Annotated in this window: 23 protein-coding genes; 10 read left to right on the top strand and 13 right to left on the bottom strand. The window is 74.4% G+C overall.

The window, feature by feature from the left end; genetic code table 11:
* Nucleotides 1-17 precede the first annotated feature (17 nt).
* Nucleotides 18-2309, bottom strand: coding sequence for a protein translocase subunit SecD (gene secD / locus ACFCY7_RS32150; RefSeq protein WP_376489589.1), 2292 nt, complete (start codon nucleotides 2307-2309; stop codon nucleotides 18-20).
* Nucleotides 2310-2453: 144 nt separating this feature from the next.
* Nucleotides 2454-2906, bottom strand: coding sequence for a hypothetical protein (locus ACFCY7_RS32145; RefSeq protein WP_376489588.1), 453 nt, complete (start codon nucleotides 2904-2906; stop codon nucleotides 2454-2456).
* A gap of 199 nt (nucleotides 2907-3105) precedes the next feature.
* Here ACFCY7_RS32145 and ACFCY7_RS32140 point away from each other — a divergent pair, with 199 nt between their 5' ends.
* Nucleotides 3106-3828, top strand: a complete 723-nt coding sequence (locus ACFCY7_RS32140) for a lysophospholipid acyltransferase family protein (RefSeq protein WP_376489587.1) — start codon at nucleotides 3106-3108, stop codon at nucleotides 3826-3828.
* 161 nt (nucleotides 3829-3989) lie between these two features.
* Here ACFCY7_RS32140 and ACFCY7_RS32135 read toward each other — a convergent pair whose 3' ends face one another.
* A complete protein-coding gene (locus ACFCY7_RS32135; RefSeq protein ID WP_376489586.1) occupies nucleotides 3990-4424 on the bottom strand; it encodes a DUF4345 domain-containing protein in 435 nt (144 codons plus the stop codon).
* 91 nt (nucleotides 4425-4515) lie between these two features.
* Between ACFCY7_RS32135 and ACFCY7_RS32130 the strand changes: the two genes are divergently transcribed.
* The gene (locus tag ACFCY7_RS32130) at nucleotides 4516-5127 is read left to right on the top strand and encodes a TetR/AcrR family transcriptional regulator (RefSeq protein WP_376489585.1); all 612 of its coding nucleotides are present in this window, start codon (nucleotides 4516-4518) and stop codon (nucleotides 5125-5127) included.
* A gap of 40 nt (nucleotides 5128-5167) precedes the next feature.
* On the opposite strand, the gene ACFCY7_RS32125 is transcribed toward ACFCY7_RS32130, so the two are convergent.
* The 6 genes from ACFCY7_RS32125 to ACFCY7_RS32100 form a co-directional block, all read right to left on the bottom strand.
* Entirely contained in the window at nucleotides 5168-6091 is a 924-nt protein-coding gene (locus ACFCY7_RS32125) for a glutaminase (RefSeq protein WP_376489584.1), read from the bottom strand.
* On the bottom strand, nucleotides 6088-7191 hold the full coding sequence (locus ACFCY7_RS32120; RefSeq protein ID WP_376489583.1) for an enoyl-CoA hydratase/isomerase family protein: 1104 nt from the start codon (nucleotides 7189-7191) through the stop codon (nucleotides 6088-6090). Before ACFCY7_RS32120 ends, ACFCY7_RS32125 begins: the two co-directional genes overlap by 4 nt.
* 547 nt (nucleotides 7192-7738) lie before the next feature.
* Entirely contained in the window at nucleotides 7739-8422 is a 684-nt protein-coding gene (locus tag ACFCY7_RS32115; RefSeq protein WP_376489582.1) for a GNAT family N-acetyltransferase, read from the bottom strand.
* A 289-nt stretch (nucleotides 8423-8711) separates the two neighbouring features.
* Nucleotides 8712-9413 carry a ribonuclease H gene (locus ACFCY7_RS32110; protein ID WP_376489581.1) on the bottom strand — a complete coding sequence of 234 codons (702 nt, stop codon included), beginning with the start codon at nucleotides 9411-9413 and terminating at the stop codon, nucleotides 8712-8714.
* Nucleotides 9414-9480: 67 nt separating this feature from the next.
* Nucleotides 9481-10395 carry an AAA family ATPase gene (locus ACFCY7_RS32105; protein WP_376489580.1) on the bottom strand — a complete coding sequence of 305 codons (915 nt, stop codon included), beginning with the start codon at nucleotides 10393-10395 and terminating at the stop codon, nucleotides 9481-9483.
* A 2-nt stretch (nucleotides 10396-10397) separates the two neighbouring features.
* Complete coding sequence (locus tag ACFCY7_RS32100) at nucleotides 10398-11606, bottom strand: RNA ligase (RefSeq protein WP_376489579.1); 1209 nt, start codon at nucleotides 11604-11606, stop codon at nucleotides 10398-10400.
* 202 nt (nucleotides 11607-11808) lie between these two features.
* On the opposite strand from ACFCY7_RS32100, the gene ACFCY7_RS32095 reads away from it, so the two are divergent.
* The 4 genes from ACFCY7_RS32095 (at nucleotide 11809) to ACFCY7_RS32080 (ending at nucleotide 15745) form a co-directional block, all read left to right on the top strand.
* Nucleotides 11809-12174: a hypothetical protein gene (locus tag ACFCY7_RS32095; protein ID WP_376489578.1), complete on the top strand. Its 366-nt coding sequence runs from the start codon at nucleotides 11809-11811 to the stop codon at nucleotides 12172-12174.
* A 97-nt stretch (nucleotides 12175-12271) separates the two neighbouring features.
* The gene (locus ACFCY7_RS32090; RefSeq protein ID WP_376489577.1) at nucleotides 12272-12853 is read left to right on the top strand and encodes a dienelactone hydrolase family protein; all 582 of its coding nucleotides are present in this window, start codon (nucleotides 12272-12274) and stop codon (nucleotides 12851-12853) included.
* Between the two features lie 174 nt (nucleotides 12854-13027).
* A complete protein-coding gene (locus tag ACFCY7_RS32085) occupies nucleotides 13028-14230 on the top strand; it encodes a YncE family protein (protein ID WP_376489576.1) in 1203 nt (400 codons plus the stop codon).
* 135 nt (nucleotides 14231-14365) lie between these two features.
* On the top strand, nucleotides 14366-15745 hold the full coding sequence (locus ACFCY7_RS32080; RefSeq protein WP_376489575.1) for an NAD(P)/FAD-dependent oxidoreductase: 1380 nt from the start codon (nucleotides 14366-14368) through the stop codon (nucleotides 15743-15745).
* Nucleotides 15746-15849: 104 nt separating this feature from the next.
* Here ACFCY7_RS32080 and ACFCY7_RS32075 read toward each other — a convergent pair whose 3' ends face one another.
* Nucleotides 15850-16641: a hypothetical protein gene (locus ACFCY7_RS32075; protein ID WP_376489574.1), complete on the bottom strand. Its 792-nt coding sequence runs from the start codon at nucleotides 16639-16641 to the stop codon at nucleotides 15850-15852.
* Nucleotides 16642-16813: 172 nt separating this feature from the next.
* On the opposite strand from ACFCY7_RS32075, the gene ACFCY7_RS32070 reads away from it, so the two are divergent.
* From ACFCY7_RS32070 to ACFCY7_RS32055, 4 genes are all read left to right on the top strand, one after another.
* A complete protein-coding gene (locus ACFCY7_RS32070) occupies nucleotides 16814-18268 on the top strand; it encodes a pyridoxal phosphate-dependent decarboxylase family protein (protein ID WP_376489573.1) in 1455 nt (484 codons plus the stop codon).
* Between the two features lie 32 nt (nucleotides 18269-18300).
* On the top strand, nucleotides 18301-18741 hold the full coding sequence (locus tag ACFCY7_RS32065; protein ID WP_376489572.1) for a GNAT family N-acetyltransferase: 441 nt from the start codon (nucleotides 18301-18303) through the stop codon (nucleotides 18739-18741).
* Nucleotides 18742-18822: 81 nt separating this feature from the next.
* A complete protein-coding gene (locus ACFCY7_RS32060) occupies nucleotides 18823-19902 on the top strand; it encodes a dihydrodipicolinate reductase (RefSeq protein ID WP_376489571.1) in 1080 nt (359 codons plus the stop codon).
* Entirely contained in the window at nucleotides 19899-20387 is a 489-nt protein-coding gene (locus ACFCY7_RS32055; RefSeq protein ID WP_376489570.1) for a carboxymuconolactone decarboxylase family protein, read from the top strand. Before ACFCY7_RS32060 ends, ACFCY7_RS32055 begins: the two co-directional genes overlap by 4 nt.
* A gap of 159 nt (nucleotides 20388-20546) precedes the next feature.
* On the opposite strand, the gene ACFCY7_RS32050 is transcribed toward ACFCY7_RS32055, so the two are convergent.
* The 3 genes from ACFCY7_RS32050 to aspA all read right to left on the bottom strand — a co-directional run bounded on the left by ACFCY7_RS32050 (nucleotide 20547) and on the right by aspA (nucleotide 24587).
* Entirely contained in the window at nucleotides 20547-22196 is a 1650-nt protein-coding gene (locus ACFCY7_RS32050; protein ID WP_376489569.1) for a GMC oxidoreductase, read from the bottom strand.
* A gap of 82 nt (nucleotides 22197-22278) precedes the next feature.
* On the bottom strand, nucleotides 22279-23085 hold the full coding sequence (locus ACFCY7_RS32045; RefSeq protein ID WP_376489568.1) for an aminoglycoside adenylyltransferase family protein: 807 nt from the start codon (nucleotides 23083-23085) through the stop codon (nucleotides 22279-22281).
* A 68-nt stretch (nucleotides 23086-23153) separates the two neighbouring features.
* Nucleotides 23154-24587: an aspartate ammonia-lyase gene (aspA, locus tag ACFCY7_RS32040; RefSeq protein ID WP_376489567.1), complete on the bottom strand. Its 1434-nt coding sequence runs from the start codon at nucleotides 24585-24587 to the stop codon at nucleotides 23154-23156.
* Between the last annotated feature and the right edge of the window lie 118 nt (nucleotides 24588-24705).

Below are 24705 nucleotides of genomic sequence, written 5' to 3'. Positions count from 1 at the left end.
GGCCGCCGTCGGGCGGGTCAGACCACGGCGCCCGCCCGTCGCCGGGGCGCTGCCACGGGCGCGGGCGCCGGGTGCCGTCCCTCCAGGACCACGGCCAGGGGCAGCGCCGTGAACACGGTGGAGGCCATGCCCAGGACGACGCCGGCGAGGAGCGCGACGGAGAAGTCGGTGAGCGAGTCGCCGCCCAGGACCGCCAGCGCGACGAGGACGAAGAGCGCCCCCATGCCGGTGTTGACCGTACGCGGCAGGGTCTGGGCGACGGCCCGGTCGGCGAGGTCCGCCAGCGGAACGCCGCCGCCTCGGCGGCGCAGCTCCCGCAGCCGGTCGAGGACGACGACCGAGTCGTTGACGGAGTAGCCCACGACCGTCAGCAGCGCGGCGAGGAAGACGCTGTCGAACGGCTTGCCCAGCCAGGCGAAGAGGCCGACGACGAGCAGCACGTCCTGGGTCATCGCGGCCACCGCCGCCGTCGCGTACGTCCAGCGGAACCGTACGGTCAGATAGAGGAGTTGGGCGGCCACGGCCAGTCCGAGGGCGAGCAGGGCATGGGTGCGCAGCTCACCGCCGAGGCTCGGTCCGATCAGGTCGTCGCGCTCCACGGAGACCGGGCCCGCGACCCCGGTGAGCGCCTCGCGGATCTCCCGCTGCTCGCCGTCGCCGGTCTCCCGGACGCGGACCGACACGTCGGCGCCGCCGTCGCCGGCCGTCTGGACGACGGCGTCCGGGAAACCGGCCGCGGCGATCGCCGTACGCGCCTCGTCGGCGTCCACCGGACGCTCCGCCGCGTACTGCACGACCCGGCCGCCGGTGAACTCCACGCCGAACTCCACGCCCCGGACGCCGATCCCGGCCAGCGCCACGAGGAGGAGTCCCGCGCAGCCGGTGAGCCAGCGGCGCCGGTACGCCGTCACGCGGGGGGCCCGCCGGGCCAGCCGCGTCCGCAGCCGGCCGAGCGACGCGATGCCGGTCAGCGCCGGGCGCCGGCGCACCGCCGAAAGGCGCAGGGCGACGTCGGCGAGCAGCCGGGTGATCACCATCGCGGTGAGGAGCGAGGTGACGACGCCGATCGCCAGCGTCACGCCGAAGCCCTTGACCGGGCCGGTGGCGAAGACGAACAGCAGGCCGGCCGCGAGCAGGGTGGTGACGTGGGAGTCGGCGACGGCGCTCCACACCTTGCCGAACGCCGCCGTCACCGGCCGCCGCAGGTCGCGTCCGGCGGCCCGGCCCAGGGCCGCGTACTCCTCCCTGGCCCGTTCGAAGACCAGCACGTTGGCGTCCACGGCGATCCCGACGGCCAGGACGAACCCGGCGAGCCCGGGCAGGGTGAGGGTGGCGCCCAGCGCGACCACCGCGGCGTACGAGATGAGCCCGTACAGCAGGAGGGCGACGGTGGCGAGCACGCCGAGGAGGCGGTAGACCACCATGACGAAGAGCCCGGTGCAGGCCAGGCCGATCGCCGCCGCCAGCGCGCTGGCCCTGATCGCCTCGGCGCCCAGCGTCGGGCCCACGGTGCTCTGCTCGACCGTCGTGACCGGCACGGGCAGCGCGCCGCCCTGGACGAGCGCCGCGAGGTCACGCGCCTCCGTCGCCGAGAACCCCCCGGTGATCTGCGCGGAGCCGCCCGCGATGCCCGCCCCGCAGGGGACTCCGGCCTGCATGGCGGGAGCGGAGACGACCCGGTCGTCGAGCACGATCGCGACCCGGCGCGCCGGGTCAGCGGGCCCCGCGCAGGCCGCGTCGCCGGTCAGCCGCGCCCAGTCGCCCGCGCCGCGGTCACGGAAGGACAGATCGACCGTCCACCCGCGGCCGTTCGCCGTGTCGAGCACGGCCCCGGCGCTCTCGACGCCGTCGCCGGAGAGGGCGGGTGCGGCCAGGGCGAGGAAGCGGCCCGGCGCGTCCGGGTCGGCCAGGACGCGCGTCCCGTCCGCGCCGGCGGGGCCGGCCGGCCCCCGGGCCTCACCGGTGACCGCGTGGAAGGTGAGCTGCGCCGTCCGGCCGATCACCTCGGCCGCCCGGTGCGGGTCGCGGAGGCCGGGCAGTTCGACGACGATCCGCCGCTCGCCCGCCCGGGCGAGCGAGGGCTCCGCGACACCGAGGCCGTCGACGCGCTTGCGGAGCACCTCCAGGGCACGGTCGGTGGCCGCGGCGTCGGCGCGGGTCGTGGGTCCGTCCTCGGTCTGGAGGACGATGCGCGTCCCGCCGCGGAGGTCGAGGCCGAGGCGGGGCGAGGTGGTCAGGGCGATCCACAGGGCGAGCGCGACGACGGCGCACGCGAGGAGCGCGCGCCGGAGCGCGGAACGAGCTGGCATGGGTACTCCACGGGCAGCGCACGGATCCGGCGGGCGTCACCCTTCCCGGGGAGCCCGAGCCGTCCGTGCCGGACGTACGGTCGGATACGCGTCGCCGACCGGTCCGGGGCATGCCGAAGACCCGGACGGCGACGCGGGAGAACGTCAGTCGTGCCGGGGAGAGGGAGGCCCGCGGGGATCCCGCGGACCGTGCGAACCGCCGGGCGGCGCCCGCTCGCGGCGCGGATCGCCCACCACGACACCACGTGCCGGTACGGGAACGTCGGCGGTCGCCGCGGCCGGGGCCGCGGGGGCTCCGGGGAACCGCACCGGGTTCTCCACGGCCGCCGTCACGCGTACGCCGGCAGAGGCCCCGAAGTGCGGCTCCGGCGCGACGACATGGCGGGAGGCCGGCGCGGCCGGGGCGGCCGGGGCGGCCGGGGCTTCCCGGACGGCCGGGCCGTGCAGGGCGGCCGGGCCGTACGGGGCCGACGCCGTGCTCACGGGCGCCGTGGCACTCGCGGCCGCCGCGCCGGACGGCGGGAGCAGGAGGAGGGACGAGATCGCCCAGAGCAGTGCGGGCAGGAGGGTCGCGAGCCGTCGGGGGGAGAGCCTCACCGTCCCGCACCTCCCCTGGTCCGTCGTGCCGGTCGACCCGTCGCGCCCAGCCTAGCCCGGGGGCGGGACGCGGCGGCCACCCGGCCCCGTACACAGCGCGGTTGGGTACGCGGGTGAGTACGCGTGCTCATCCCCGCACCCCCACGGCGCGGCGACGATGGTCCGGTCAGCGCATCCTTCCCGGAGTCAGGGGTCGTCCGTGCTCAGTCGTCTCGCCGCCCGCGTCGTGCCGTTGTTCGGCCGGCTGACCGTCACCGCGGATGCCGGAGCCTCCATCGAGCCCGGCAGCATCCTGGTCGCGAACCACACGTCGACGGCCGATCCCGCCTTGGTCCTCGCCGCGCTGCGCAAGCGCCTCGCCCTGGAGCCGGTGGTGCTCGCCACGGCGGGGCTGTGGCGCGTCCCGGTGCTCGGCCGGGCGCTGACCCGCGAGGGCCACGTGCCGGTCCACCGGAACTCGGCGCGGGCCGCCGCCGCGCTCGACGCCGCCGCGGTCGCCCTCGCCTCGGGACGGCACGTGATGCTGTACGCCGAGGGCCGCATCCCGCCCCGCCCGGACGCCGCCGAGAACCCGCCCGAGATGTTCCGTACCGGGCTCGCCCGGCTCGCCGGCGCCACCGGGGCGCAGGTCGTGCCGATCGGGCAGGCGGGGGCCCGGCGGATCACCTCCGGCGGTCGCGCGAAGCAGATCGCCGGAGTCCTCACGGCGCCCGTCCGCAGACCCGGCCTCCACGTCCACATCGGGACCCCGCTCCGACTGCCCGACGACGTGGCCGCCGCGACGCTGCTCGCCCACGGCGCCGTCACCGAGGCCTGGCGCACGGCGGCGGGAGCCCTGGGCGAACCGGCGGCCTTCGGCGGCGAGTCGCCCGCCGCGCCGCCGCGCGTGGGGTGGCGGCGGCCTGCCCGGCGCCGCGGCTGATCCACCGGCGTCCGGCGTTGCGGCACCAGGGCCGACCCGCCGACCCACCGGACTCCGTCGATCCCGGCAGCGCCGACCCACCGGCGCCGTCGGTGCGGCACCGCGGCCGATCCGCCGGCGTCGCCGGTCCGGGGCGTCGCGGGCCGGTCACCGACGGCCCGTCAGGCCGTGTCGTCCTGGGCGCGCGGCGCCGGGCGCCCCTCGGCGTCCGCCCGCACGTCCGCGTCCGCGTCCGCCAGCCGGAACAGCAGCGGGGAGAGGGCGAGTTCCAGGGCGGCGAGTGCGAGCTGGAACCCGTGGGGGCGGCCTTCGACGGCGAGGGAGAGCAGCCGCCCCAGGGCACCCGCGAGGAACACGGCGGTGAGCCCCCGCACGGCGGTCGGCGGGATCGGCGTCTGCCGGGCCGCCCAGAGCCAGGCGAGGCCGTAGCCGGCGAAGATCGCGCCGAAGAAGCGGCCGAGGCTGTCGATCGTGGGGCCGGCGTTCTCGGCGCCCGGGATCGAGGCGTTGCCGAGGACGACGTGGAGGATGCCGATCGCCACGCAGGCGTACCCCATGGCGAGGGCCAGCCCCCGTAACGCCTTGGCTCTGGTCATGGCGCGAACTCCCTCAAGTAGACGTGTGTCCAGTAGTGACGGGCAGCAGCGTACGGCCGCTTACTAGATGCGTGTCAAGTAACATGGCGGGGTGCCTCCCCGACGACGCCTCAGCCCCGCCCGACGCCGCGCCCAGCTCCTGGACGTCGCCGCGGGCCTCTTCGCGGCGCAGCCGTACGACGAGGTGCGGATGGAGGCGGTCGCCGAGCGCGCCGGCGTCTCCCGCGCGCTGCTCTACCAGCACTTCCCGAGCAAGCGCGACCTGTTCGCCGCGCTCTACCAGGCGGTCTCCGAGGACCTGTTGGCGAAGACGCGGCTCGACCCCGCCGACACGCTGGTCGAGCAGCTGGTCGAAGGGCTCGACGCGCACATCGCGTACTTCGCGGAGAACCGGAACACGGTCCTCGCGGCGAACCGCGTGCTGGCCGGCGACCGTCTCGTCCAGACGATCATCGCCGATGAGCTCGACGCCCTCCGCGAGCGTCTGCTCGGGGTGCTGCCGCTCGCCGACGGGCGGACCCGGGCGGCCGTTTCGGGGGTGCTGAAGAGCTGGCTGGTCTTCGTGCAGGTCCTGTGCGTCGACTGGCTGACCCACGAGACCTGCACCCGTACCGAACTGCGGGACGTGTGCGTCGGGGCGGTCGTCGGGGCCCTGCGGCCCCTGCTCGACGAGGACCCGGCCCCGGACTGGCCGCCGCGCTGAGCGAAGGCCCGCGCGTGCGCGCCCGGGGCCGGGGCGGGGGTCAGAACACGGACAGGCCCGTGATGGTGGTGAAGCGGTCGAGGGCGGTCACGCCGGCGACCGAGTTGCCGCGGGCGTCGAGGCCGGGACTCCACACGCAGAGGGTGCAGCGGCCGGGGACGACGGCGACGACGGCCCCGCCGACGCCGCTCTTGCCGGGGAGGCCGACGCGGTAGGCGAAGTCGCCGGCGGCGTCGTAGGTGCCGCAGGTGAGCATGACGGCGTTGACCTGCTTGGCCTGACTGCGGGTCAGCAGGCGGCTGCCGTCGGCGCGGAGACCGTGCCGGGCGAGGAAGCCGGTGGCGAGGGCGAGGTCGGCGCAGGAGGCTTCGAGCGAGCACTGCCGGAAGTACTCGCGCAGCAGGTCGGGGACGGGGCCCGTGATGTTCCCGTAGGAGGCCATGAAGTGGGCGAGGGCGGCGTTGCGGTCGCCGTGCGCCGCCTCCGACGCGGCGACGCCGGAGTCGAAGGCGAGGTCGGGGTTGCCGCTCTCGGCCCGGAGGAAGGCGAGCAGGCTGCCGGAGGCGTCGCCGGTGAGGCGGTGCAGGCGGTCGGTGACGACCAGGGCGCCGGCGTTGATGAACGGGTTGCGCGGGATGCCGTGCTCGTACTCCAGCTGCACGAGGGAGTTGAACGGGTCCCCGGAGGGCTCCCTGCCGACGTGGGCCCACAGCTCGTCGCCCTCCCCGGCGAGGGCGAGGGCGAGGGTGAAGACCTTGGTCACGGACTGTGTGGAGAAGGGGTGCTGCCAGTCGCCCACCCCGTAGACCGTGCCGTCGAGTTCCGCCACGGCCATGCCGAAGCGCCGCGGGTCGCCCGCGGCGAGGGCGGGGATGTAGTCGGCCGGCGTGCCCCGCTCGGTGAGCTCCGCGACCTCCTCGGCGATCCGGTCGAGGACGGGCTGGAAGGAGGTGTTCGCGGTCATGTCCGGTCTCGGGCGTCCCGGTCCGCGTCCGACGCGACGACGGCCGCCGGCGCGGCCGCGAGCCCGAGGTCCCCGCCGGGCGGCGCGGTGAAGTACCGGGCGACGTCCGCGTCGGCGACCTCGGCGAGGGTCGGCGGGGTCCAGCGGGGGTTGCGGTCCTTGTCGACCACCTGGGCGCGGATGCCCTCGACGAGGTCGGGGGTGGTCAGGGCGGCGCAGGAGGCGCGGAACTCCAGGTCCAGAACCTCTTCCAGGGTGCCGAGGAGGCGGGCGCGGCGGACGGCCGCCAGCGTGGCCTTGAGGGCCGTCGGCGACTTCGTGAGGAGGGTGGTGGCGGCCTCCTTGGCCGCGGGGACGCCGGCGTCGAAGAGCAGCTCGACGACGGTCTCGACGTCCGCGGCGCCGTAGCAGGCGTCGATCCACTCCCGCTGCTCGGCGAGGACGCCGGCCGGGGGTGCGACGGCGTGGCGGGCGACGGCCTCCGCGGCGGGCAGCCGCGTCAGGTCCTCCACCAGGGCGGGCAGTTCGGCGGCGGGGACGAAGTGGTCGGCGAGGCCCACGAGGAGCGCGTCGGCCGCGCCGACGGCTCCGCCGGTGAGGGCGAGGTGGGTGCCGAGTTCGCCGGGGGCGCGCCCGAGGAGGTACGTGCCGCCGACGTCGGGGACGAAGCCGATGCCGGTCTCCGGCATGGCGACCCGGGAGCGCTCCGTGACGACGCGGACGGAGCCGTGCGCGGAGACGCCGACGCCGCCGCCCATGACGATGCCGTCCATGAGGGCGACGTACGGCTTCGGGTAGCGGGCGATCCGGGCGTTGAGCCGGTACTCGTCCCGCCAGAAGGCCGCGGACGCGGAGCCTCCGGCACGGGCGTCCTCGTGGATGGCGCGGATGTCGCCGCCGGCGCACAGGCCCCGCTCGCCGGCCCCCTCGATGACCACCGTGGCGACCTCGGGGTCGTGCTCCCACGCGGTGAGCGCGCCGTCGACGGCGACGACCATGGCGTGGGTGAGCGCGTTGATGGCACGGGGCCGGTTCAGGGTGATGAAACCGGCGCGCCCCTCCGTCCGGAGAAGCACGTCGGGGGTTCCGGTCGGCACCATCACTCGGTCCTTTCGGGTCGCGCGGCTCGCTGTTTTCGATCACCGTACCGGGCGCGCGCGGGCCGATCGGGGCGAGGTCCCGTGACGGCGGAGGCGAGCGGCGGGCGGCGCGGCGCGGCGGCGGGCGCGAGGGGCGGGGAACGGCGGGCCTGAGCGGTGGGGAGAGGGGGGCCGGAGCGGGGTGGGGAGACGGTTCCGGAGCCGTGGCGCGAGGCGGACGGCGGCCCGGGAGACGGGACGGTGCCGTCGACACGGCGGACGCGGCCGGAGAGGCGCGGCGGAGCCGTGACGCGAGGCTGACGGCGGCCGGAGAGGCGGGACGGGGCCGTGACCTGGGGTGGCCGCGGCCGGGGGGACAGCTGGGCAGGTCAGGGGCGGGAAGGACTCATCCGCTTCTCGCGGATCCTGATTGCACGGTGCGCGGTCCGGTTGCGACCGCTACTCCGCATCCTCATGCCGGGTCCTTCCCGTCCCTTCCATGGAACCACCCGTCCGACGGGCGCGCGAGCGCCCGACGGACGGGTGGGAGGGCCGGATTCCCGGGGCCTCAGGCCGGGAGCAGGTCCTGGGGAACGCGGACCTGGCGGGGGGTGGACATGCGGAGCTCGATGATGTCCCGGACGGTCGGCCACTCGTCGTCGAGGATCGAGTAGAAGGCCGTGTCACGGACGGCTCCGTCGAGGCCCCGGGAGTGGGCCCGGCGGACACCTTCACAGGTGGCGCCGAGGCGTTCGATGGCGACCCGGGAGCGGGTGTTGCGGGCGTCGGCCCGCAGGGTGATGCGGCGGACGCCCCAGGCCTCGAAGGCGTGCCGGAGCATGAGGTACTTGGCCTCGGTGTTGATGCCTGTTCCCCGGGCGGCGCCGGAGATCCAGGTGTTCCCGATCTCGGCGGCGTCCGGGACGGCGGTCAGCGGATCGCCGTGGGGCATGCCGGGGACGGGCGGCCAGACCAGCGGTCCCCGCCAGTAGTCGAGTTCGAGGAATCGGGTGGACCCGATGACTCGTTCGTCGGCCGTACTGATCAGGGCGAAGGGCAGGCACCGGCCTGCCGCCTGATCGGAGAGGGCGCGGGCGATGTAGTCGAGGGCCGATTCGAGGCCGTCGGGTACGGGGGTGAAGGCGTAGGCCGATCGGTCCGCCCCGCCGGCCCGCGCAAGGGCTTCGGCGTGCCGCATCGCCAGCGGCTCCAGGCGCACGGAGCGCCCGGTCAGGAGAACGGGTACTGGCACGGAACCTCGGGTCTTTCACGGGCAGGGAAGGCTTCCGCCGAGGAGAGGCCGCGGCGGCAGCAGGAGGGAGGTTCTCGCCGGGTGGCGAATCACGTCGTGAAACCGACGAAATCGCAGGTAAAACGGTTCGTCACCAGGTGCGAGGAGGAACAGTATGCAGCCACAACCGCTCCGAGAACAGAACCCAGGAAGAACCCGTGCCCACACGTGGGTGAAGCCTGCCGCACACCCCGTTTCGGCGGTCTCACAAGCCGGACAGGGCCGCCCGCCAGTCGGACGGCCCCCGCCTTCAGACGCAGGTGGGATGGCCCCAGCCGTCCGCGTTCTTGGCGATGGTCTCGCCCTTGTCGTAGGCCTTGCCGCAGCGGCAGCGGCCGGGAAATTTCGCTTTGAGGGTGCCGCCGGACGGGCGACTCCGCCGCGTGGACGAGGCCGCGGACGACGCTCCCGCGGAGGAGGCGGCGGAGGCGCGCGCCCGGGGCGCGGAAGCGCGCGACGGGGCTTCCGGCGGGGGCAGTGGCGCGCCGGTCGCGGAGCCCGCGGGCTCCTGGGTGCGGGCGGTGTGGCTGGCCGCGCGGTCCGCGGCGTCGTTGAGGGGGTCTCCGTCGACCTGGTGGGCGGGCACGTAGACGAAGGCGACGTCCCGGCCGGTGAGCAGCGCGTCGATGCGCACGACGAGCTCCTTGTTGGCGACGGGAGAGCCGGACGAGGTCTTCCAGCCCTTGCGGCGCCAGCCCGGCAGCCACGTCGTGACGGCCTTCATGGCGTACTGCGAGTCCATGCGGACCTCGGCGGGCACGCCCGGGTCGAGGGCCTCGAGGAGCCGTTCCAGGGCCGTGAGTTCCGCCACGTTGTTGGTCGCCCGGCCGAGGGGCCCCGCCTCCCAGCGGTCGACCCCGCCGTCGGAGCGGCCGATGACCCATGCCCAGGCCGCGGGGCCGGGGTTTCCCTTCGACGCGCCGTCGCACGCCGCGATGATCTTTTGCACCATCCCACGATCCTGACACGGTGACGGGGGTGGGTGGTCCCACCCCCGTCACCGCGCGGGGGGACGGCCGTCAGAAGGCCCCGTAGTTGACCTGCCAGGTGGGCAGGCCCATCCGGCGCCAGAGGGCGACGACGCGGTCGCGGTCGTCGAGGGAGACGCGCACGGCGTAGCGGTGGCGCACGTGGGCGTCGAAGAGCTCCGCCTTGACGATGTCGTCGCCGCGGCCGTCGCCGGAGGCCCGCATCCACAGCTCGTCGTACGGCACCTCGTGCCGGTCGAGCCAGACCTCCGTGAGGGCGCGGTGGTCCTCGCTGCGGCCTGACAGCAGGACGATCCGGTCGCTCTCGGCGTGCCGGAAGGCGCGCAGGGCGTCCCGTACGGAGGGGTTGACCAGGTCCTCGTCGCAGCGCGTGAAGTCGTACGGGCCGCGGTCGCCGCGCAGGGCGAGGGTGCCGTCGATGTCGCACATGACGGCCGAGGGGAGGGCCGGGTCGGCGACGTAGGGCAGGCCGGCCGGCCGGTCGTTGAGCCATTCCGCGGTGAGGCGCCAGCCGCCGCGGGTGGCCTTGGCGTGCTTGTCCGCGAGGAGGCGGATGATCTCCTCGCCGACGGGCCGGTCGCGGGCGGCGTCGCGGCGGACGCACTCGTCGACGGGTACGTCGGTGAAGTCGTGGACGACGAAGGTGGCGGCCCGGCCGGCGACGGCGGCCTTGAGCCGCTTGGGGATGTGCGGGGTCAGGTGGGTGTTGTCGACGACGACGTCGAAGCCGTCGTCCACGGCCGCGCGGACGGCGGCGTCCTGGATGCCCAGCACGGTCTGCTCGTGCGTGTGGGAGCGCCGGTCGGTCGCGGGGAGGTCGAGCATGGAGCGCAGGTCGTCGAGGTTGACGCGGCGGATGCGTCCCTCGGCGGCGGCCTGGAGGGCGCGGGCGGCCGTCGTCTTCCCGGAGGCCGGGAGGCCGGTCATGACGTGGACGACAGGCACGGTCAGTTCTCCTCGTCGTGCGTGAAGGGGTCGGTGGCCTCGGGGCGTATCTGACGCCACACGAGGAGGTCGGTGGGGCGCCCGTCGAGGCGCAGGAAGAGGGCGGCTCGCACCCCCCGGTCGGTCACCTCGGCGGCGGCGCGGGCGAAGGCGGCCCGGTCGCCGGCGAGGTGCGCCAGGCGAGTGTAGGCCTCGTCGACGGCGCGCTCGCGCCGGTCGGCGGCCTCTTCGAGGCCCGCGACGACCTCGCGCACCCAGGCGTCGAACTCGTCGGGGACCTGTTCGAGGAGGGCGTCGAGGGGCTTGCCCCCGGAGGCCTCCACCTCGGCGACGGAGCAGCCGATGCCCTTGGCCAGCAGGGCCGCGGGCACGGCGGCGAAGCGCTGGATGCCGTGGCCGCGCCAGATGTCGCGTTCGGTGACGCCGGTGAGCACCTTGTGGAGGCGTACGTACTCGGTGAGCTTGGCCTTGGCGCGCAGGCCGGAGGCGAAGCGCAGCACGAAGCCCTCGGCGTCGGTGCCGGTGGCGGGGAGACCGCCGGGCAGGGTGTTGGCCTCGGTGTGGGCGGTGAGCTCGGCGAGGGTCATGGCGGGCCAGGTGCGGACGACCGAGCCGACGGTCCGCCAGGAGTCGGCGGCCGCGGCGAGCGGGACCTCCGTGCCGTCGCGGTCGAAGGCGGCCAGGAGGACCAGGTCGCGCCGGTCGCCGTAGTTCACGACGATGCGGTTGTGCGGGTAGAGGATCTCGGCGAGGTACGTGACGCCCGGGGTCAGGCCCGAGGTGTCGGCGGCGTCCAGCCGGCGCTGGGCCCAGGTGGCCTGGGCGCTGGTGAAGGAGCCCTTGGAGGCGGCGTGCCAGCGGTCCCCGTAGTGGAAGATCACGCCGAGGCTGCCGTCGACCTTGTCGTAGACCTCGAAGGGCTCGTCGGGCAGCGGCGGCGCGTAGGGGCGGCCGCCGGCGTGTTCGGACAGGTTGAAGAACTTGGGGAGGGGGAGGGCGACGATCCGTCCGGTGGCGTCGTCGGCGACGAGGCCGCGGCAGCGTGTGGTCGCCCGGTTCCAGTGCTGGGCGTACTGGCACGCGCGCGTGTACGTGTAGATCGACAGCGGCAGCTCGGGGTGCCGCTTGCGTGTGACATGCCCCTCGTCGAGTGCGGTGGCGAGCTCGTCGGACGGCATCAGGTCGTGCAGAGTCAGGGTCGCCTGGCTCATGGGGTCCCTCCCGGTTGTTCGGTGATCCATTCTCGGCCGGGACTGCCGGGGAGGACAGCGAATATCGGGCGGCGTGGGGCCTTCGGAGGCCCGTTCCGGAGCCGGCGGCCGGGCTCCCGAGCCCGGCCGTGTCGGTGGTGCCCCGTAGACTCGCCGTCGCCCGTCGGTGACGGAACCGGCGCAGTCGAAGGAAGCGAGCCCCATGAACCACGCGGACGGCACGGCACCGATCTACGCCGAGCTCATACGGGAGCGGGGGGATGTTCCGGGTGACGTCCGCCAGGTCGCCGAGGAGGTTCTGCGGGACCTGAGCCGGGTCATCCAGATGCCGCCGCAGGGGGTTCCGGGGCCGCAGGCGCCGGTCGCCCACGCGGGCGTCGGCGCGCAGGTCGCCGTCGCGGGCCACCAGGGCGGCATGGGCGTCCCGAACGGCATGGGGCAGAACGGCATGGTCCAGGGCGGCATGGTCCAGGGCGGTCTCGGCCCGAACGGCATGGGGCAGGGCGCCGCGGTGATGGCCCACCCCCAGCCGGGCGCCGCCGTCATGCCGCACCGTCCCCAGCTGTAGTCGGCCCTCGTTGTCGGTGCCGTACGCGATGCTGTCCGCGCAATGGCCCGTGCCGCGCGTCGGGGCGGGCCGCGTACGGTGATCAGGGGATGACGACATGGCCGAGGTTCTGCTGTTCCACCACTCGCTCGGACTGACCGAAGGGGTCGCCGCGTTCGCCGGCGAGCTGCGGCGGTCGGGGCACACGGTGCACACCCCCGACCTGTACGAGGGGCACACGTTCACGGACCTGCAGGCCGGTGTCGGGTACGCCGGGGAGGTCGGCTTCGACGCGCTCCTGGAGCGTGGCGTGCGGGCCGCCGACGGGCTGCCGGAGGAGATCGTGTACGCCGGGTTCTCGCTCGGCGTGCTCCCCGCGCAGAAGCTGGCGCAGACCCGGGCCGGGGCGCTCGGTGCCGTACTGCTGAGCGCCTGCGTGCCCGTGGACTCCTTCGGCACGGCCTGGCCGGCCGGCGTGCCCGCGCAGGTGCACGGCATGGACGCCGACCCGTTCTTCGTCGACGACGGGGACGTCGACGCGGCGCGGTCGCTCGTGGCGGACTCCGAGGACCGTCGGCTGTTCCTGTATCCGGGGACCTCGCACCTGTTCGCGGAGCGCGGCGCGCCGTCCTACGTGCCGGAGGCGGCCGCCCTGTGCGTCGAGCGCGTGCTGTGCTTCCTGGACGGCCTCGGGCGCTGAGCCGGCTCCGCCGCGCGGGCTCCGGGTCGACCGATCGGTGGACCCGCGGGTCGTCCGTCCCGCCGCGGGTCGGGGGCCGGGCGGCGGACCGTGCCGGGCGGGGCGCGGGCGGAGGATCGGGACGGGGCGCGGACCCGTCCGGGCCGTGTGGTCCCCCGTAGCGAGGAGTCCGTCATGACAGCGTTCCGCCGTTCGCCCCGTTCCGTCCGGGCGCTCGTGCCCGCGGCGGTGGCCGTCGCCCTCCTCGCGGGGTGCGCGCAGGGGGCCGAAGGGGCGGCCTCCGCCGCGGACTCGACGCCGCGCGCCGGGGACTCCTCCACGGCCGCGCCGCCGTCCCCCGGGGCGGCTTCGCCGGGCGGGTCCGTCACCGTGACCCCGGCGCCGACGGGCTCGGCGGGTGCGCCGGCCCCGGGCACCCTCCTGGTCGGCGACTTCGGTTCCGACACCGTCACCTTCGTCGACCCGGCGCGCGGGGCGACGGGCTCCGTGAAGGTCGGCACCGCTCCGTACGGGCTGGTCGTCGGCGGGGACGGGCGCGCGTGGGTGGCGACCGCCGAGGGGGTGGCGGTCGTGGACACGGCGACCAGGGAGCGCCTCGCGCTCGTCCCGTACCGGACGGACACCGGGCCGGTGACGACGGGCGAGTACCGGGGCGGGGGCATGGGCATCGCGCTCTCGCCGGACGGGCGCCGGGTGTACGTGGGGGTCAACGTGCCCGGCGGCAACGGCACCCTGGAGGTCGTCGACACGGCGGCCCTGCGGGTCACGGACGCGGTCGAGGTGGGCCGGCGCCCCTTCGACGTGGACGTGTCGCGGGACGGCTCCGAGGTGTACGCGACGAACCACGACTCCTTCGACGTCACGGTCGTCGCCGCGGACACCCTGCGGACGCGGCGCGTGGAGGTCGCCCCGTACGGCACGGAGGGCGGCCTCGGTTCCTGGCTCAAGCCCCACTACACGGCCGTCCGCCCCTCGGACGGCAAGCTGCTGCTCCCGTTCGAGGGCGAGCGGCTCGCGGTGGTCGACCCGCGGACCGGCCGGACGACGATCGAGCCGATGACCGCGAACACCCACCAGCACGGCGCCACCGTCACCGCCGACGGCACCCTGTTCACGGTCGGCACCGGCCCGATCGACCCCGCCGTGGACCGCGGCCCCTCCCTCACCGTCCGCACCCCCGCCGGAGCCGAGTGGGTCTACCCCCTGGAAGGGCCGCACGAGAGCGTGGCCGTCTCCCGCGACGGGCGGACCGCGTACGTGACCGGCGGATTCACCCGTGACGGCTACTGGGACGGCCTGAGCGTCGTCGACCTCGCCTCGGGCGACACCCAGCGCCTCGCCGCGGGGTCGCGCCCCCTGGGGATCGCCGTCCTCTGACCCCGCCCGAGGAGCGATACGACAGCAATGGGGATAGAAAGGGTGAACCACGGATAGTCAGCGAAACATCGCCGAATCGGCTTGTTCAGCCACAGGCGAGGGCGTATTGCACGCCCGTACGGAAGGGCGGACAGCGTGACTCGACCGAGGATTCTCGTGGTGGGCGCGGGATTCGCCGGAGTGGGCTGTGTGCGGAGGCTCGAACGGCGGCTCACGGAGCGGGAGGCGTTGATCACGCTCCTTTCGCCGTTCTCGTACCAGCTGTACCTGCCGCTGCTCCCCCAGGTGGCGGCGGGGGTGCTGACCCCGCAGTCGGTCGCCCTGTCGCTGCGACGCAGCCAGCGGCACCGCACCCGGATCGTCCCCGGCGGTGTGGTGGGGATCGACACGGCGGCGAAGGTCTGCGTGGTGCGCACGATCTCCGGCGAGTACGTGACCGAGCCCTACGACCACCTCGTCCTCGCGCCCGGCAGCGTGACCCGCAGCTTCGACATCCCCGGGCTCGCCGAGCACGCGCGGGGCATGAAGACGCTGGCGGAGGCCGTCTACATCCGCGACCACGTCATCGCCCAGCTGGACCTGGCCGACGCGAGCAACGACGACGAGGAGCGGGCCGCGCGCCTGCGGTTCGTGGTGGTCGGCGGCGGCTACGCGGGCACGGAGACGGCGGCCTGCCTCCAGCTGCTCACCCGCAACGCGGTCAAGCGGTATCCGCGCCTCGACCCGAACCTCATCAAGTGGCACCTGGTCGACATCGCGCCGAAGCTGATGCCGGAGCTGGGCGAGAAGCTCGGCTCGGCGGCGATGGACATCCTGACCAAGCGCGGCATCGAGGTCTCGCTCGGCGTCTCGGTGGCCTCGGTCGACGAGGAGGCGGTGACGCTCACCGACGGGCGGGTGCTGCCGAGCCGCACGCTGATCTGGACGGCCGGCGTCGCCGCGAGTCCGCTGATCGGCACCCTCGGCGCGGAGACCCTCCGCGGCCGGCTCGTCGTCTCGGCCGAGATGGACGTGCCGGGCCTCGAAGGCGTGTGGGCCCTCGGCGACGCGGCGGCGGTGCCCGACCTCGCCAAGGGCGACGAGGGAGCGATCTGCCCGCCGACCGCGCAGCACGCGATGCGGCAGGGCAAGGCCGTCGCCGACAACCTGGTCGCCAGGCTGCGCGGTGAGCCCACCCACCCGTACGTCCACAAGGACCTGGGGCTCGTGGTGGACCTCGGCGGCATGGACGGCGTCTCGAAGCCGCTCGGCGTCGAACTGCACGGCATGCCGGCGCAGGCCGTGGCCCGGGCCTACCACTGGGCCGCGCTGCGGACCAACGTGGCCAAGACCCGGGTGATGACGAACTGGCTGCTCAACGCCGCTGCGGGCGACGACTACGTGCGGACCGGGTTCCTGGCGGCGAAGTCGGGGACGCTGCGGGACTTCGAGTACACCGACGCCTATCTGACGCCGGAGCAGGTCCGCGACCACACGGCCTCGTTCCGCGGGGCGATCGGAGCCGGCGGGAACTGACGGGCCGGCCCGCGGCACCCGGGCTTCGGCACCCTGCACCCGGCCCGGTACACCCGGCACCCGGCACCCGGCACCCGGCACCGGATTCGCGCGCGAGACCGCCGTCAGCGCGCGAGTTCGGGGGTCGGTCCCATGACCACGACGGGCTCCCTGGCCGGGTCGAGGGCGCGCAGGAGTGCGCGGAGCGCCTCGCGTTCCAGGGTCACGCAGGCCTGGGTGGGCCCGCCGTGGTCGACGTGGATCCAGACCCCGCCGCCCTTCTCGGCGCCGAGCGGGCGCTCCTTGTCGAGCGGGGTCCGGCCGGGGACCCGGTTGTAGTCGATGGCGACGACGTGGTCGAAGGAGCCTTCGAGGGGCTCGCCGGAGAAGCCCGTACCGCTGATCGCGAACTCCGCGTCCTGGTCGTACGGGAGGCGGGAGCCGGGGTCGGGCAGCCGGCCGCCCGCGTCGCCGAGCCGGAACACGCCGATCGGCGTGCGCAGGTCTCCCGCGACGTGGTCGGAGGTCCAGCCCTGCAACGCGTTGTGCGCGGGCCACGGCCCTGCTTCCTCGGTCCAGCGGCCGGCCCGGTCCCGTGCGTACAGCGTCGCGGTGGCCGTGCTGGAGTCCGGGCCCGCGCCGGTGACGACGAGCGCCTGGGACGTGCCGTCCGGGACGGAGGCGTGGGTGGCGGGGCCGATGCCGGGGATGCGGGGGACGGGCGCGGACGCGAGGCTGTTGGCGGCGGTGTCCGGCGGGGCCGCCTGGGGACGGGCGTCACCCGCGGCGGGCTCGCTCGCGGGGGTCCGCGCGGCGGCGGGGTTCGTGGGTGCGGTACTCGCGCAGCCGCTGAGCAGCAGGGCCGCGCACAGTGTGCCGGCGCCCAGCAGCGCGGGGGCGCCCTTGCGTACGGACATGGGACGGCATCCTCCTGGCCGGGGGCAATGCAGCGATGCGTACCCGTTCGGCGGTCCGCCGTCGCGCCGGATCCGCGCCCTCACCCGTACGGACGCCTCCGGCACGGCCGGCAGACCACTCTCTTCGGATTGGCCCCCGCGTCCGCGGACCGGGCCTGCCTAGGGTGGGGCCATGCATCCCACGCTCGCCGCCGACCTCGCCCGGCTTCCCGAACTCCTGCAGTCCGCCCGCGACTTCGCGGCCCGTGAGCTGTCCGCGGTCGGTGAGCGGCCGGTCGCCGCCGCGGCGAAGGCGCCCGCCCCCGACGGGCTGCCGTCGGCGGGCGTGGGCGCGCAGGGCGCGCTGGAGCGGTTCGCGCGGCGCTGGGAGCCCGGGTTCTCCGGTTCGGCGGGGCCCCGCTATCTGGGGTTCGTGACGGGCGGTGCCACTCCGGCGGCGCTCGCCGGCGACTGGCTGACCGGCGCGTACGACCAGAACGGATCCAGCGGTGGCGGGTCGACCGCCGACGCCCTGGAGCGCGAGACGGTGGGATGGCTGCGGGAGCTGTTCGGGCTGAGCGAGGCGCACCGGGGCGCGTTCGTCAGCGGGGCGACGATGTCGAACACCGTGGGTCTCGCCGTGGCCCGGGAGTGGCTGGGCGAGCGCCGGGGCGTCTCGGTGGCCAGGGAGGGCGCGGCCGCGCTCGGTCCGGTGCACGTGCTGTCCGGCAGTCCGCACTCCAGCGTCACGAAGGCGCTGTCCGTCCTGGGGGTCGGCCGCGACCGGCTGCGGCCGGTGCCGCTGCTCGGCGGGGCGCGCGAGGCGGTGGACGTGGCGCGGCTGGCCGAGGCGCTGGAGTCGCTGGACGGGGAGCCGGCCGTGGTGGTCGCCAACGCCGGGACGGTGAACACGGTCGACTTCGACGACCTGCGGGCGATCGCCGACCTGAAGGAGCGGTACGACTTCTGGCTGCACGTGGACGCCGCGTTCGGCGCGTTCGCGGCCCTCTCCCCCGCGCACGCCCGGCTCGTCGACGGGCTCGACGCCGCCGACTCGATCTGCGTGGACCTGCACAAGTGGCTGAACGTGCCCTACGACGCGGCCGTGCAGTTCACCCGCCGCCAGGACCTCCAGGTGCGGGTCTTCCACAACGAGTCGCCGTATCTCGGCCTCCCGACCGGCACCCCCGACTTCCTGCACCTGACCCCGGAGAACTCCCGGCGGCTGCGCGCGCTGGCGACCTGGTTCTCGCTGACGGCGTACGGGCGCGAAGGGCATGCCGAGATCGTCGAGCGCTGTGTCGCCCTGGCCCGGCGGCTGGGCGAGGGGATCGCCGCCGTCCCCGGGCTCCGGCTGCTCGCGCCGGTGCACCTGAACGTCGTCTGCTTCACCCTCGCCGACGGGCCGACGGCCGAGCGGCTGGCCGCCCTGGCCGGGGCGGTCGCCGATTCCGGCGAGGCGTTCCTCACCCCGACCGTCCTGCACGGGACGCCCGCGCTGCGGGCCGCGTTCAGCAGCTGGCGCACGACGGAGGCGGACACGGACCGGGTGCGGGAGGCGCTGGCGCGGGCGGTCCGTGGGCTGCCCGGCGGTGCGGGGTGCGAGCGTCGGTCGGCGGGATCCGGGGGCGGGCCCGAAAGAGGTTGACCCGACCGCCGGGGGCGCGGTTTGCTGCCGCGATGAGCGATCTTCGTATCGAGCGGGCGCGGACTCCTGAGCAGCTCGCCGACTGGCGGGCCGTGCACAACACGATCATCCCGACGGCGGTGCTCTCCGCCGACGAGGTGCGGGAGCGGGCCGGCCGCAACCGGCTGGACGTCGCCTATCTCGGGGACGTGGCGGTGGGCTGCTCGACGGTGCGTCCGCCGGACGGGGAGACCCCCGCGGCGACCGTCATCGCCCGGACGCTGCCGGGGTTCCGGGGCCGCGGCTTCGGCACGGCGCTGTACGAGCGGGGGCTCGCGCACGCCCGGACGCTGAGCGACGAGGGGGTGGAGACGGTGGTCCTGGCCTCGAACGAGGAGGGGCTGCGGTTCGCCCTGGCGCGCGGTTTCGTGGAGGTGGAGCGGTACCTCCTGCCGGGCGACACGATTCCGTTCGTCGCCCTGCGACTGGCCTGACCCGCCAAGAGATCTGACGATTCGTCAGCTCCTTGTGTCACGGGTCTGGGAACCTTCGGGGCCCGGCGCTACCCTCCGCGCATGATTCGGACGGTGGTGTGGGGTACCGGAAATGTCGGGCGCGCGGCCATTCGGGCCGTGGACGCCCATCCAGGGCTCGAACTCGCGGCCGTGCTGGTGTCCGACCCGGCGAAGGTCGGCCGCGACGCGGGCCTGCTCGCGGGGCTCGGGCGCGAACTCGGCGTGCCTGCGGGCGACGACGTGGGGGCCGTGCTCGACGGGCGGCCGGGGGCGGTGGTGTACGCGGCCTCCGGCGACACCCGGCCCGACGGGGCGCTCGCCGACGTGGCCCGGGCGGTGGCGGCCGGCGCGGTGGTGGTGACACCCGCGCTGTATCCGCTGTACGACCAGCGCAACGCGCCGCCGGAGTTCCGCGATCCGGTGCTCGCGGCGGTCGCCGAGGGAGGCGGATCGCTCTTCGTGTCGGGCGTGGACCCGGGCTGGGGCAACGACGTGCTGCCGCTCCTCGTCAGCGGTCTCGCCGCCACCGTGGACGTGATCCGGTGCCAGGAGATCTTCGACTACTCGACGTACGAGCAGGAGGAGTCGGTCAGGGAACTGGTGGGCATGGGCAAGCCCCTGGAGTACGAGCCGCCGATGCTGTGGCCCTCGGTGCCGACGATGATCTGGGGCGGCCAGATCCGGCTCATGGCCCGCGCCCTGGGCGCCGAGCTCGACGAGATCCGCGAGACGATGGAGCGCCGCCCCCTGGAGTCCACGGTCAAGACGCGGACGATGGGCGTCTTCGAGGCCGGGACGCAGGGCGCGATCCGCTTCGAGGTGCAGGGCGTCGTCGGCGGGGAGCCCCGCATCGTGATCGAGCACGTCACCCGCATCCACCCCTCCTGCGCGCCGGACTGGCCGGTGCCGCCGGACGGGGCCGGCGCCCACCGGGTGATCGTGGAGGGAAGTCCCCGGATCGAGGTGACCGTGGCGGCCACCGACGAGGGCGAGAACCGGTCGGCGGGCGGCAACGCCACGGCCGTGGGCCGGCTGGTCGGGGCGATCGACTGGCTGGTGGCGGCGGAACCGGGACTGTACGACGCGCTGGACGTACCGCTGCGGCCGGCGGTCGGGAAGCTGGGAAGGAGACCACGGTGATCATCGACATCCCCGAGGGCCAGGAGCCCATCGGGTACGTGTGGGGCGACATGGTTCCGGAGATCGGGACGGCGGCGGCGAACTTCTCGCTGTCGGTGTACGCCCACACGACCCTGGGACTGCGCGAGTTCGAGGCGGCGCGGCTGCGCATCGCGCAGATCAACGGGTGCGGGTTCTGCCTGGACTGGCGCACCGACCGGGACGGCGTGAAGGTCGAGGAGGGCTTCGACGAGGTCGTCGCGGCCTGGCGGACGACGGAGGTCTCGGAGTCCTTCGACGAGCGGACCCGGCTCGCGGCGGAGTACGCGGAGCGGTACGCGCTGGACCACCACGGTCTCGACGAGGAGTTCTGGGCGCGCATGACGGCCCGGTACAGCCAGGCCGAGATCGTGGAGCTGACCATGAGCCTGGGCTCGTGGCTGGCCTTCGGGCGGCTCAACCGGGTACTCGGGCTCGACACGGTGTGCGTGCTGCCGACGGGCTGAGCCCCGCGCACGAAGGGCCGGCCGGTTCTCGCACCGGTCGGCCCTTCGGCGTGCGGGGCGCCCGCGCGGGCGGGAGCTCGGCGGGCAGGGCGCTCGCGCGGGCGGGACCTCGGTCGGCCGAGACCTCGGTCGGCCGGGCGCTCGCGCGGGCGGGTCCGCTCAGAAGTCCTCGGCGATGATGCGCTCGATGTTGCGCTCGGCGAGGGCCGTGATGGTGACGAACGGGTTGACGCTGGTGTTGCCCGGGATGAGGGAGCCGTCGATGGCGTAGAGGCCGGAGTAGCCGCGGAGGCGGCCGTAGTTGTCGGTGGCGCTGCCGAGGACCGCGCCGCCGAGCGGGTGGTAGGTGAGGTGGTCGCCCCAGATCTTGTACGCCCCGAAGAGGTCGGTGCGGTAGATCGTGCCCTCCTTGCTGTTGATCTTGTCGAAGATGGACTTGGCCATGTCGATGGACGTCTGCTTCCAGGCCCGGTCCCAGCTGAGGTCGACCTTGCCGGTGGCCGGGTTCCAGGAGAACTCGGCGCGGCGCGGGGTGCGGGTGATGGAGAGGTAGAAGGAGGCGTAGGTCTCGATGCCGGTGGGCAGCGGGGCGACCTCGGCGAACGCGCCGCCGGCGTCCCAGTTGTCGATGCCCGCGGTGGGCATGGAGGACTGGAGCTTCCCGGTGGGGTCCCACATGTGGTTGGCGCGGCCGCACATGACGTTGCCGTTGTCGCCCCAGCCCTTGCCGATGTGCTCGTTGAGCGACGGCAGGGCGCCGGTCGCCTTGAGGCGGGTGAGGAGCTTGCTGGTGCCGACGCTGCCGGCGGCGAAGAAGACCCGGTCGGCGCGGACGGTCTTGGTGACGAGGGTGGCGCCGGTGGTGTCGATCTGGTCGATGACGACCGTGTACCCCCCGGCGGCCGCCGGGCTGACGGAGGTCACCCGGTGGAGCGGGGAGACGCTCACCCGGCCGGTCGCGGCGGCCTGGGCGAGGTACGTCTTCTGGAGGCTCTTCTTGCCGACGTTGTTGCCGTAGATGACCTCGCCCGCCAGGGCGGACTTCTGGACGGAGCCGGCGGCCTCCTGCTTCATGTAGTCCCAGTCGTAGACGTTGGGCACGAAGACGAAGGGGAAGCCGGAGCGCTGGGCGTGCTTGCGGCCGACGCGGGCGTACTGGTAGCAGTCCGCGTTCTCCCACCAGTTCACGTCCACCGAGGTGACGCCGAGGCCCGCGTTGGCGCGCGGGTAGTAGGTGGCGTACATCTCGGCCGGGTCGACGGTCGGGAGGATCGCGGGGAAGCGCTCCCGTAGCGGGGTGACGGCCATGCCGCCGTTGACGAGGGACCCTCCGCCGACGCCGCGCCCCTGGTAGACGGTGATCCCGGCGAAGTCCTCGGCGTCGAGGATGCCGGTGTGCACGGGCACGTCCTTGTCGAGCGGGAAGCCGAGGAACTGGCTCAGCGGCTGCTTGGTGCGGGTGCGCAGCCAGAACGAGCGGTAGTCGGGGGTGGTGGTGTTGGCGAAGATCTTGCCGTCGGGCCCCGGGGTGTCCCAGGCCATGCCCATCTCGATCATGTGGACGTCCACGCCCGCGCGGGCGAGCCGGAGGGCGGCGACGGAGCCGCCGTAGCCGGTGCCGATGACGAGGGCGCGCACCTGGGAGCCGTCGGTGATGGGGGTGCAGTTCAGGCCGGGGACCTCGGCGCGGGCGGGGGTCGCGATCGTGCCGGCGAGGGCGGCGGCGCCGAGAACAGAACCTGTTCCCGCGAGGAATCCGCGGCGGCTGACTCGGCGACTTCCCTGGACGGACAGGGGGTGTTCACTCATGTGATCTTCCTCACTCGCGAGTGAATGGGAACACGTTCTACGACTGGCCGTCGAGGAAGTCACGAGAAACTGCCGGGTAACTTCAGTCCGGACAGGCCCTCTTGATCGCCTCTGCTATGTACGCGGCGTGGGCCCGAGCCTCCGGCAGCAGCTCCTCCCAGTCCCCGTACTCCCCCGCCAGGTACTGGTCCCGTGCCGCGGCCAGCACCGGCCGGTGTTCCTCGGGCAGTTCGCCGAGCACCCACGCCGCCGCCCCGTCCTTCGAACGGATCCGGCCGGTGCGCAGGGTGGTGAGGATCCGGGCCAGGGTCAGCAGCACGTTGCGGGTGTCGCCGGCTAGGTCGGCGAGCAGTTCGGGCACGCCCGCGACGATCGCGGCCCGCAGATCGGCCTCGGGCACCGGCTCGAAGAGCACGGACGGAAGGGGGCCGTGGAGGGAGAGGTCCCCGGCGCGGGCCATGGTGAGGAGCGGGGCGAGGTCGGGGCAGGGCGCGGGTGCGGGTGTGGCGCCGCGCTCGAAGTCGTCGCGGAGCCATTCCCCGTACAGGTACTCGCAGACCGGCAGGTAGCGCCAGGGACGTACGTCGGCATGGACGACCAGACTCAGTTCGACGGGCCGCGCGGGACCCTCGTACGCCCGCCGGCCCGAGACGGCGAGCAGGGCGTCCGTGAGGGCGCGGCGCTCCCGCTCGGTGGTGCGCCGGGTGAGGGCGACGAGGACGTCCACGTCGCTGGTGGGGCGCAGCCCCCCGAGGACGGCGGAGCCGTGGAGACAGGCGGCGAGGACGGCGTCCTCGCCGAGGGTCTCGCGGACGACGCGCACGACCCGGCGTGCGGCCTCGTGGCCGGTGCTTTCGCGGGCGGTGCCGTCGGGGGCGGGTGCGGGCATGCGGAGGCTCCTGGCGGGTGACGGGCGCGGGGCCCGTCACCGTACCGGAGGAGCGGCGGAGCGGGTGGTCAGGCCAGGGACGGTCCCGGAGCGCCGGTGAGGCGCTCGGGCGTGAGGAGTTCCGCGAGCCGGTGGGCGGGCAGCAGACCCTTCTCCAGGGTGAGTTCGACGACTCCGCGGCCGGTGGCGAGCGCCTCCTGGGCGATGGCGGTCGCCGCGGTGTACCCGAGGTGCGGGTTGAGGGCGGTGGCGAGGCCGATGGAGTTCTCCACGGCGGCGCGGAGCGCCTCGGTGTTGGCGGTGATGCCGGTGACGCAGCGCTCGGCGAGGGTCAGGCAGGCGGCGCGGAGCGAGAGGATGCTCTTGGACAGGGCGTGGAAGATGACCGGCTCGAAGGCGTTGAGCTGGAGCTGTCCGGCCTCGGCGGCCATGGTGATGGTGATGTCGTTGCCGATCACCTCGAAGGCGACCTGGTTGACGACCTCGGGTATCACCGGGTTGACCTTGCCGGGCATGATGCTCGAACCGGCCTGGACGGGCGGCAGGTTGATCTCGTTGAGACCGGCGCGCGGTCCGGAGGAGAGCAGCCGCAGGTCGTTGCAGGTCTTGGAGAGCTTGACCGCGATGCGCTTGAGGACACCGGAGAGCTGGACGAAGGCGCCGCAGTCCTGGGTGGCCTCGATCAGGTTGGCCGAGGTGACGAGCGGCAGCCCGGTCAGCCCGGCGAGGTGGCGGCGGGCGGTCTCCGCGTAGCCGGGGGCGGCGTTGAGGCCGGTTCCGATGGCGGTGGCACCGAGGTTGATCTCGTGGATGAGCTCGATCGCCTCGGCGAGCCGGCCGCGGTCCTCCTCCAGCATCACGGCGTACGTGGAGAACTCCTGGCCCAGCGTCATGGGCACCGCGTCCTGGAGCTGGGTGCGGCCCATCTTGACGACCTCGCGGAACTCCAGGGCCTTGGCGGCGAAGGCGTCCTGGAGGACGGCCATGGCCTTCAGGAGTTCGCGGGCGGCGCCGATCGCGGCGATGCGGATCGCGGTCGGGTAGACGTCGTTGGTGGACTGGCCGAGGTTGACGTCCTCGTTGGGGTGCAGGTGCGCGTAGTCGCCCTTGGCGTGGCCGAGGAGTTCGAGGGCGCGGTTGGCGACGACCTCGTTGGCGTTCATGTTGGTGGAGGTGCCGGCGCCGCCCTGGACGACGTCCACGACGAACTGGTCGTGGAGGCGTCCGGCACGGATCTCCCGGCAGGCACCGGCGATGGCCGCGGCCTTGTCGGCAGGGAGCAGGCCGAGCTCCTCGTTGGCCCGGGCGGCCGCCTCCTTGACGGCGGCCAGCGCCTCGATCAGCAGCGGGTAGACCGAGATCGGAATGCCGGTGATGGCGAAGTTCTCGGTGGCGCGCAGGGTGTGCACGCCCCAGTAGGCGTCGGCCGGGACGTCCCGGTCGCCGAGCAGGTCGTGCTCGCTGCGGACGGGTGCGTCGTGCGGGGCCGGTGCGGGAACCATGAAGGGCGTCCTTGAGGGGTGCGGGCATGCGAACGGGCGGGGCCGCCGGTCCGGACGGCGCCGGAGGGCCCCTCGGTGGGGAAAGTGGGCGCCGGCTCGCGGGCGGGCTGGGGGGCGC

It is taken from the genome of Streptomyces sp. NPDC056361, from assembly GCF_042262805.1.
GTDB lineage: Bacteria > Actinomycetota > Actinomycetes > Streptomycetales > Streptomycetaceae > Streptomyces.
The sequence above is the reverse complement of the archived record's forward strand: the minus strand, read 5'-3'. Positions and strand labels throughout refer to the sequence as shown.

Excerpts from the sequence above, each read along its gene's own strand:
- ACFCY7_RS32065 (WP_376489572.1), top strand. The coding sequence starts at position 18,301 with ATGAGCGATCTTCGTATCGAGCGGGCGCGGACTCCTGAGCAGCTCGCC.
- ACFCY7_RS32070 (WP_376489573.1), top strand. The coding sequence starts at position 16,814 with ATGCATCCCACGCTCGCCGCCGACCTCGCCCGGCTTCCCGAACTCCTG.
- ACFCY7_RS32135 (WP_376489586.1), bottom strand. The coding sequence starts at position 4,424 with ATGACCAGAGCCAAGGCGTTACGGGGGCTGGCCCTCGCCATGGGGTAC.
- secD (WP_376489589.1), bottom strand. The coding sequence starts at position 2,309 with ATGCCAGCTCGTTCCGCGCTCCGGCGCGCGCTCCTCGCGTGCGCCGTC.
- ACFCY7_RS32045 (WP_376489568.1), bottom strand. The coding sequence starts at position 23,085 with ATGCCCGCACCCGCCCCCGACGGCACCGCCCGCGAAAGCACCGGCCAC.
- ACFCY7_RS32120 (WP_376489583.1), bottom strand. The coding sequence starts at position 7,191 with ATGGTGCCGACCGGAACCCCCGACGTGCTTCTCCGGACGGAGGGGCGC.
- ACFCY7_RS32060 (WP_376489571.1), top strand. The coding sequence starts at position 18,823 with ATGATTCGGACGGTGGTGTGGGGTACCGGAAATGTCGGGCGCGCGGCC.
- ACFCY7_RS32110 (WP_376489581.1), bottom strand. The coding sequence starts at position 9,413 with ATGGTGCAAAAGATCATCGCGGCGTGCGACGGCGCGTCGAAGGGAAAC.
- ACFCY7_RS32125 (WP_376489584.1), bottom strand. The coding sequence starts at position 6,091 with ATGACCGCGAACACCTCCTTCCAGCCCGTCCTCGACCGGATCGCCGAG.
- ACFCY7_RS32090 (WP_376489577.1), top strand. The coding sequence starts at position 12,272 with ATGGCCGAGGTTCTGCTGTTCCACCACTCGCTCGGACTGACCGAAGGG.
- ACFCY7_RS32085 (WP_376489576.1), top strand. The coding sequence starts at position 13,028 with ATGACAGCGTTCCGCCGTTCGCCCCGTTCCGTCCGGGCGCTCGTGCCC.
- ACFCY7_RS32095 (WP_376489578.1), top strand. The coding sequence starts at position 11,809 with ATGAACCACGCGGACGGCACGGCACCGATCTACGCCGAGCTCATACGG.
- ACFCY7_RS32100 (WP_376489579.1), bottom strand. The coding sequence starts at position 11,606 with ATGAGCCAGGCGACCCTGACTCTGCACGACCTGATGCCGTCCGACGAG.
- ACFCY7_RS32050 (WP_376489569.1), bottom strand. The coding sequence starts at position 22,196 with ATGAGTGAACACCCCCTGTCCGTCCAGGGAAGTCGCCGAGTCAGCCGC.
- ACFCY7_RS32075 (WP_376489574.1), bottom strand. The coding sequence starts at position 16,641 with ATGTCCGTACGCAAGGGCGCCCCCGCGCTGCTGGGCGCCGGCACACTG.
- aspA (WP_376489567.1), bottom strand. The coding sequence starts at position 24,587 with ATGGTTCCCGCACCGGCCCCGCACGACGCACCCGTCCGCAGCGAGCAC.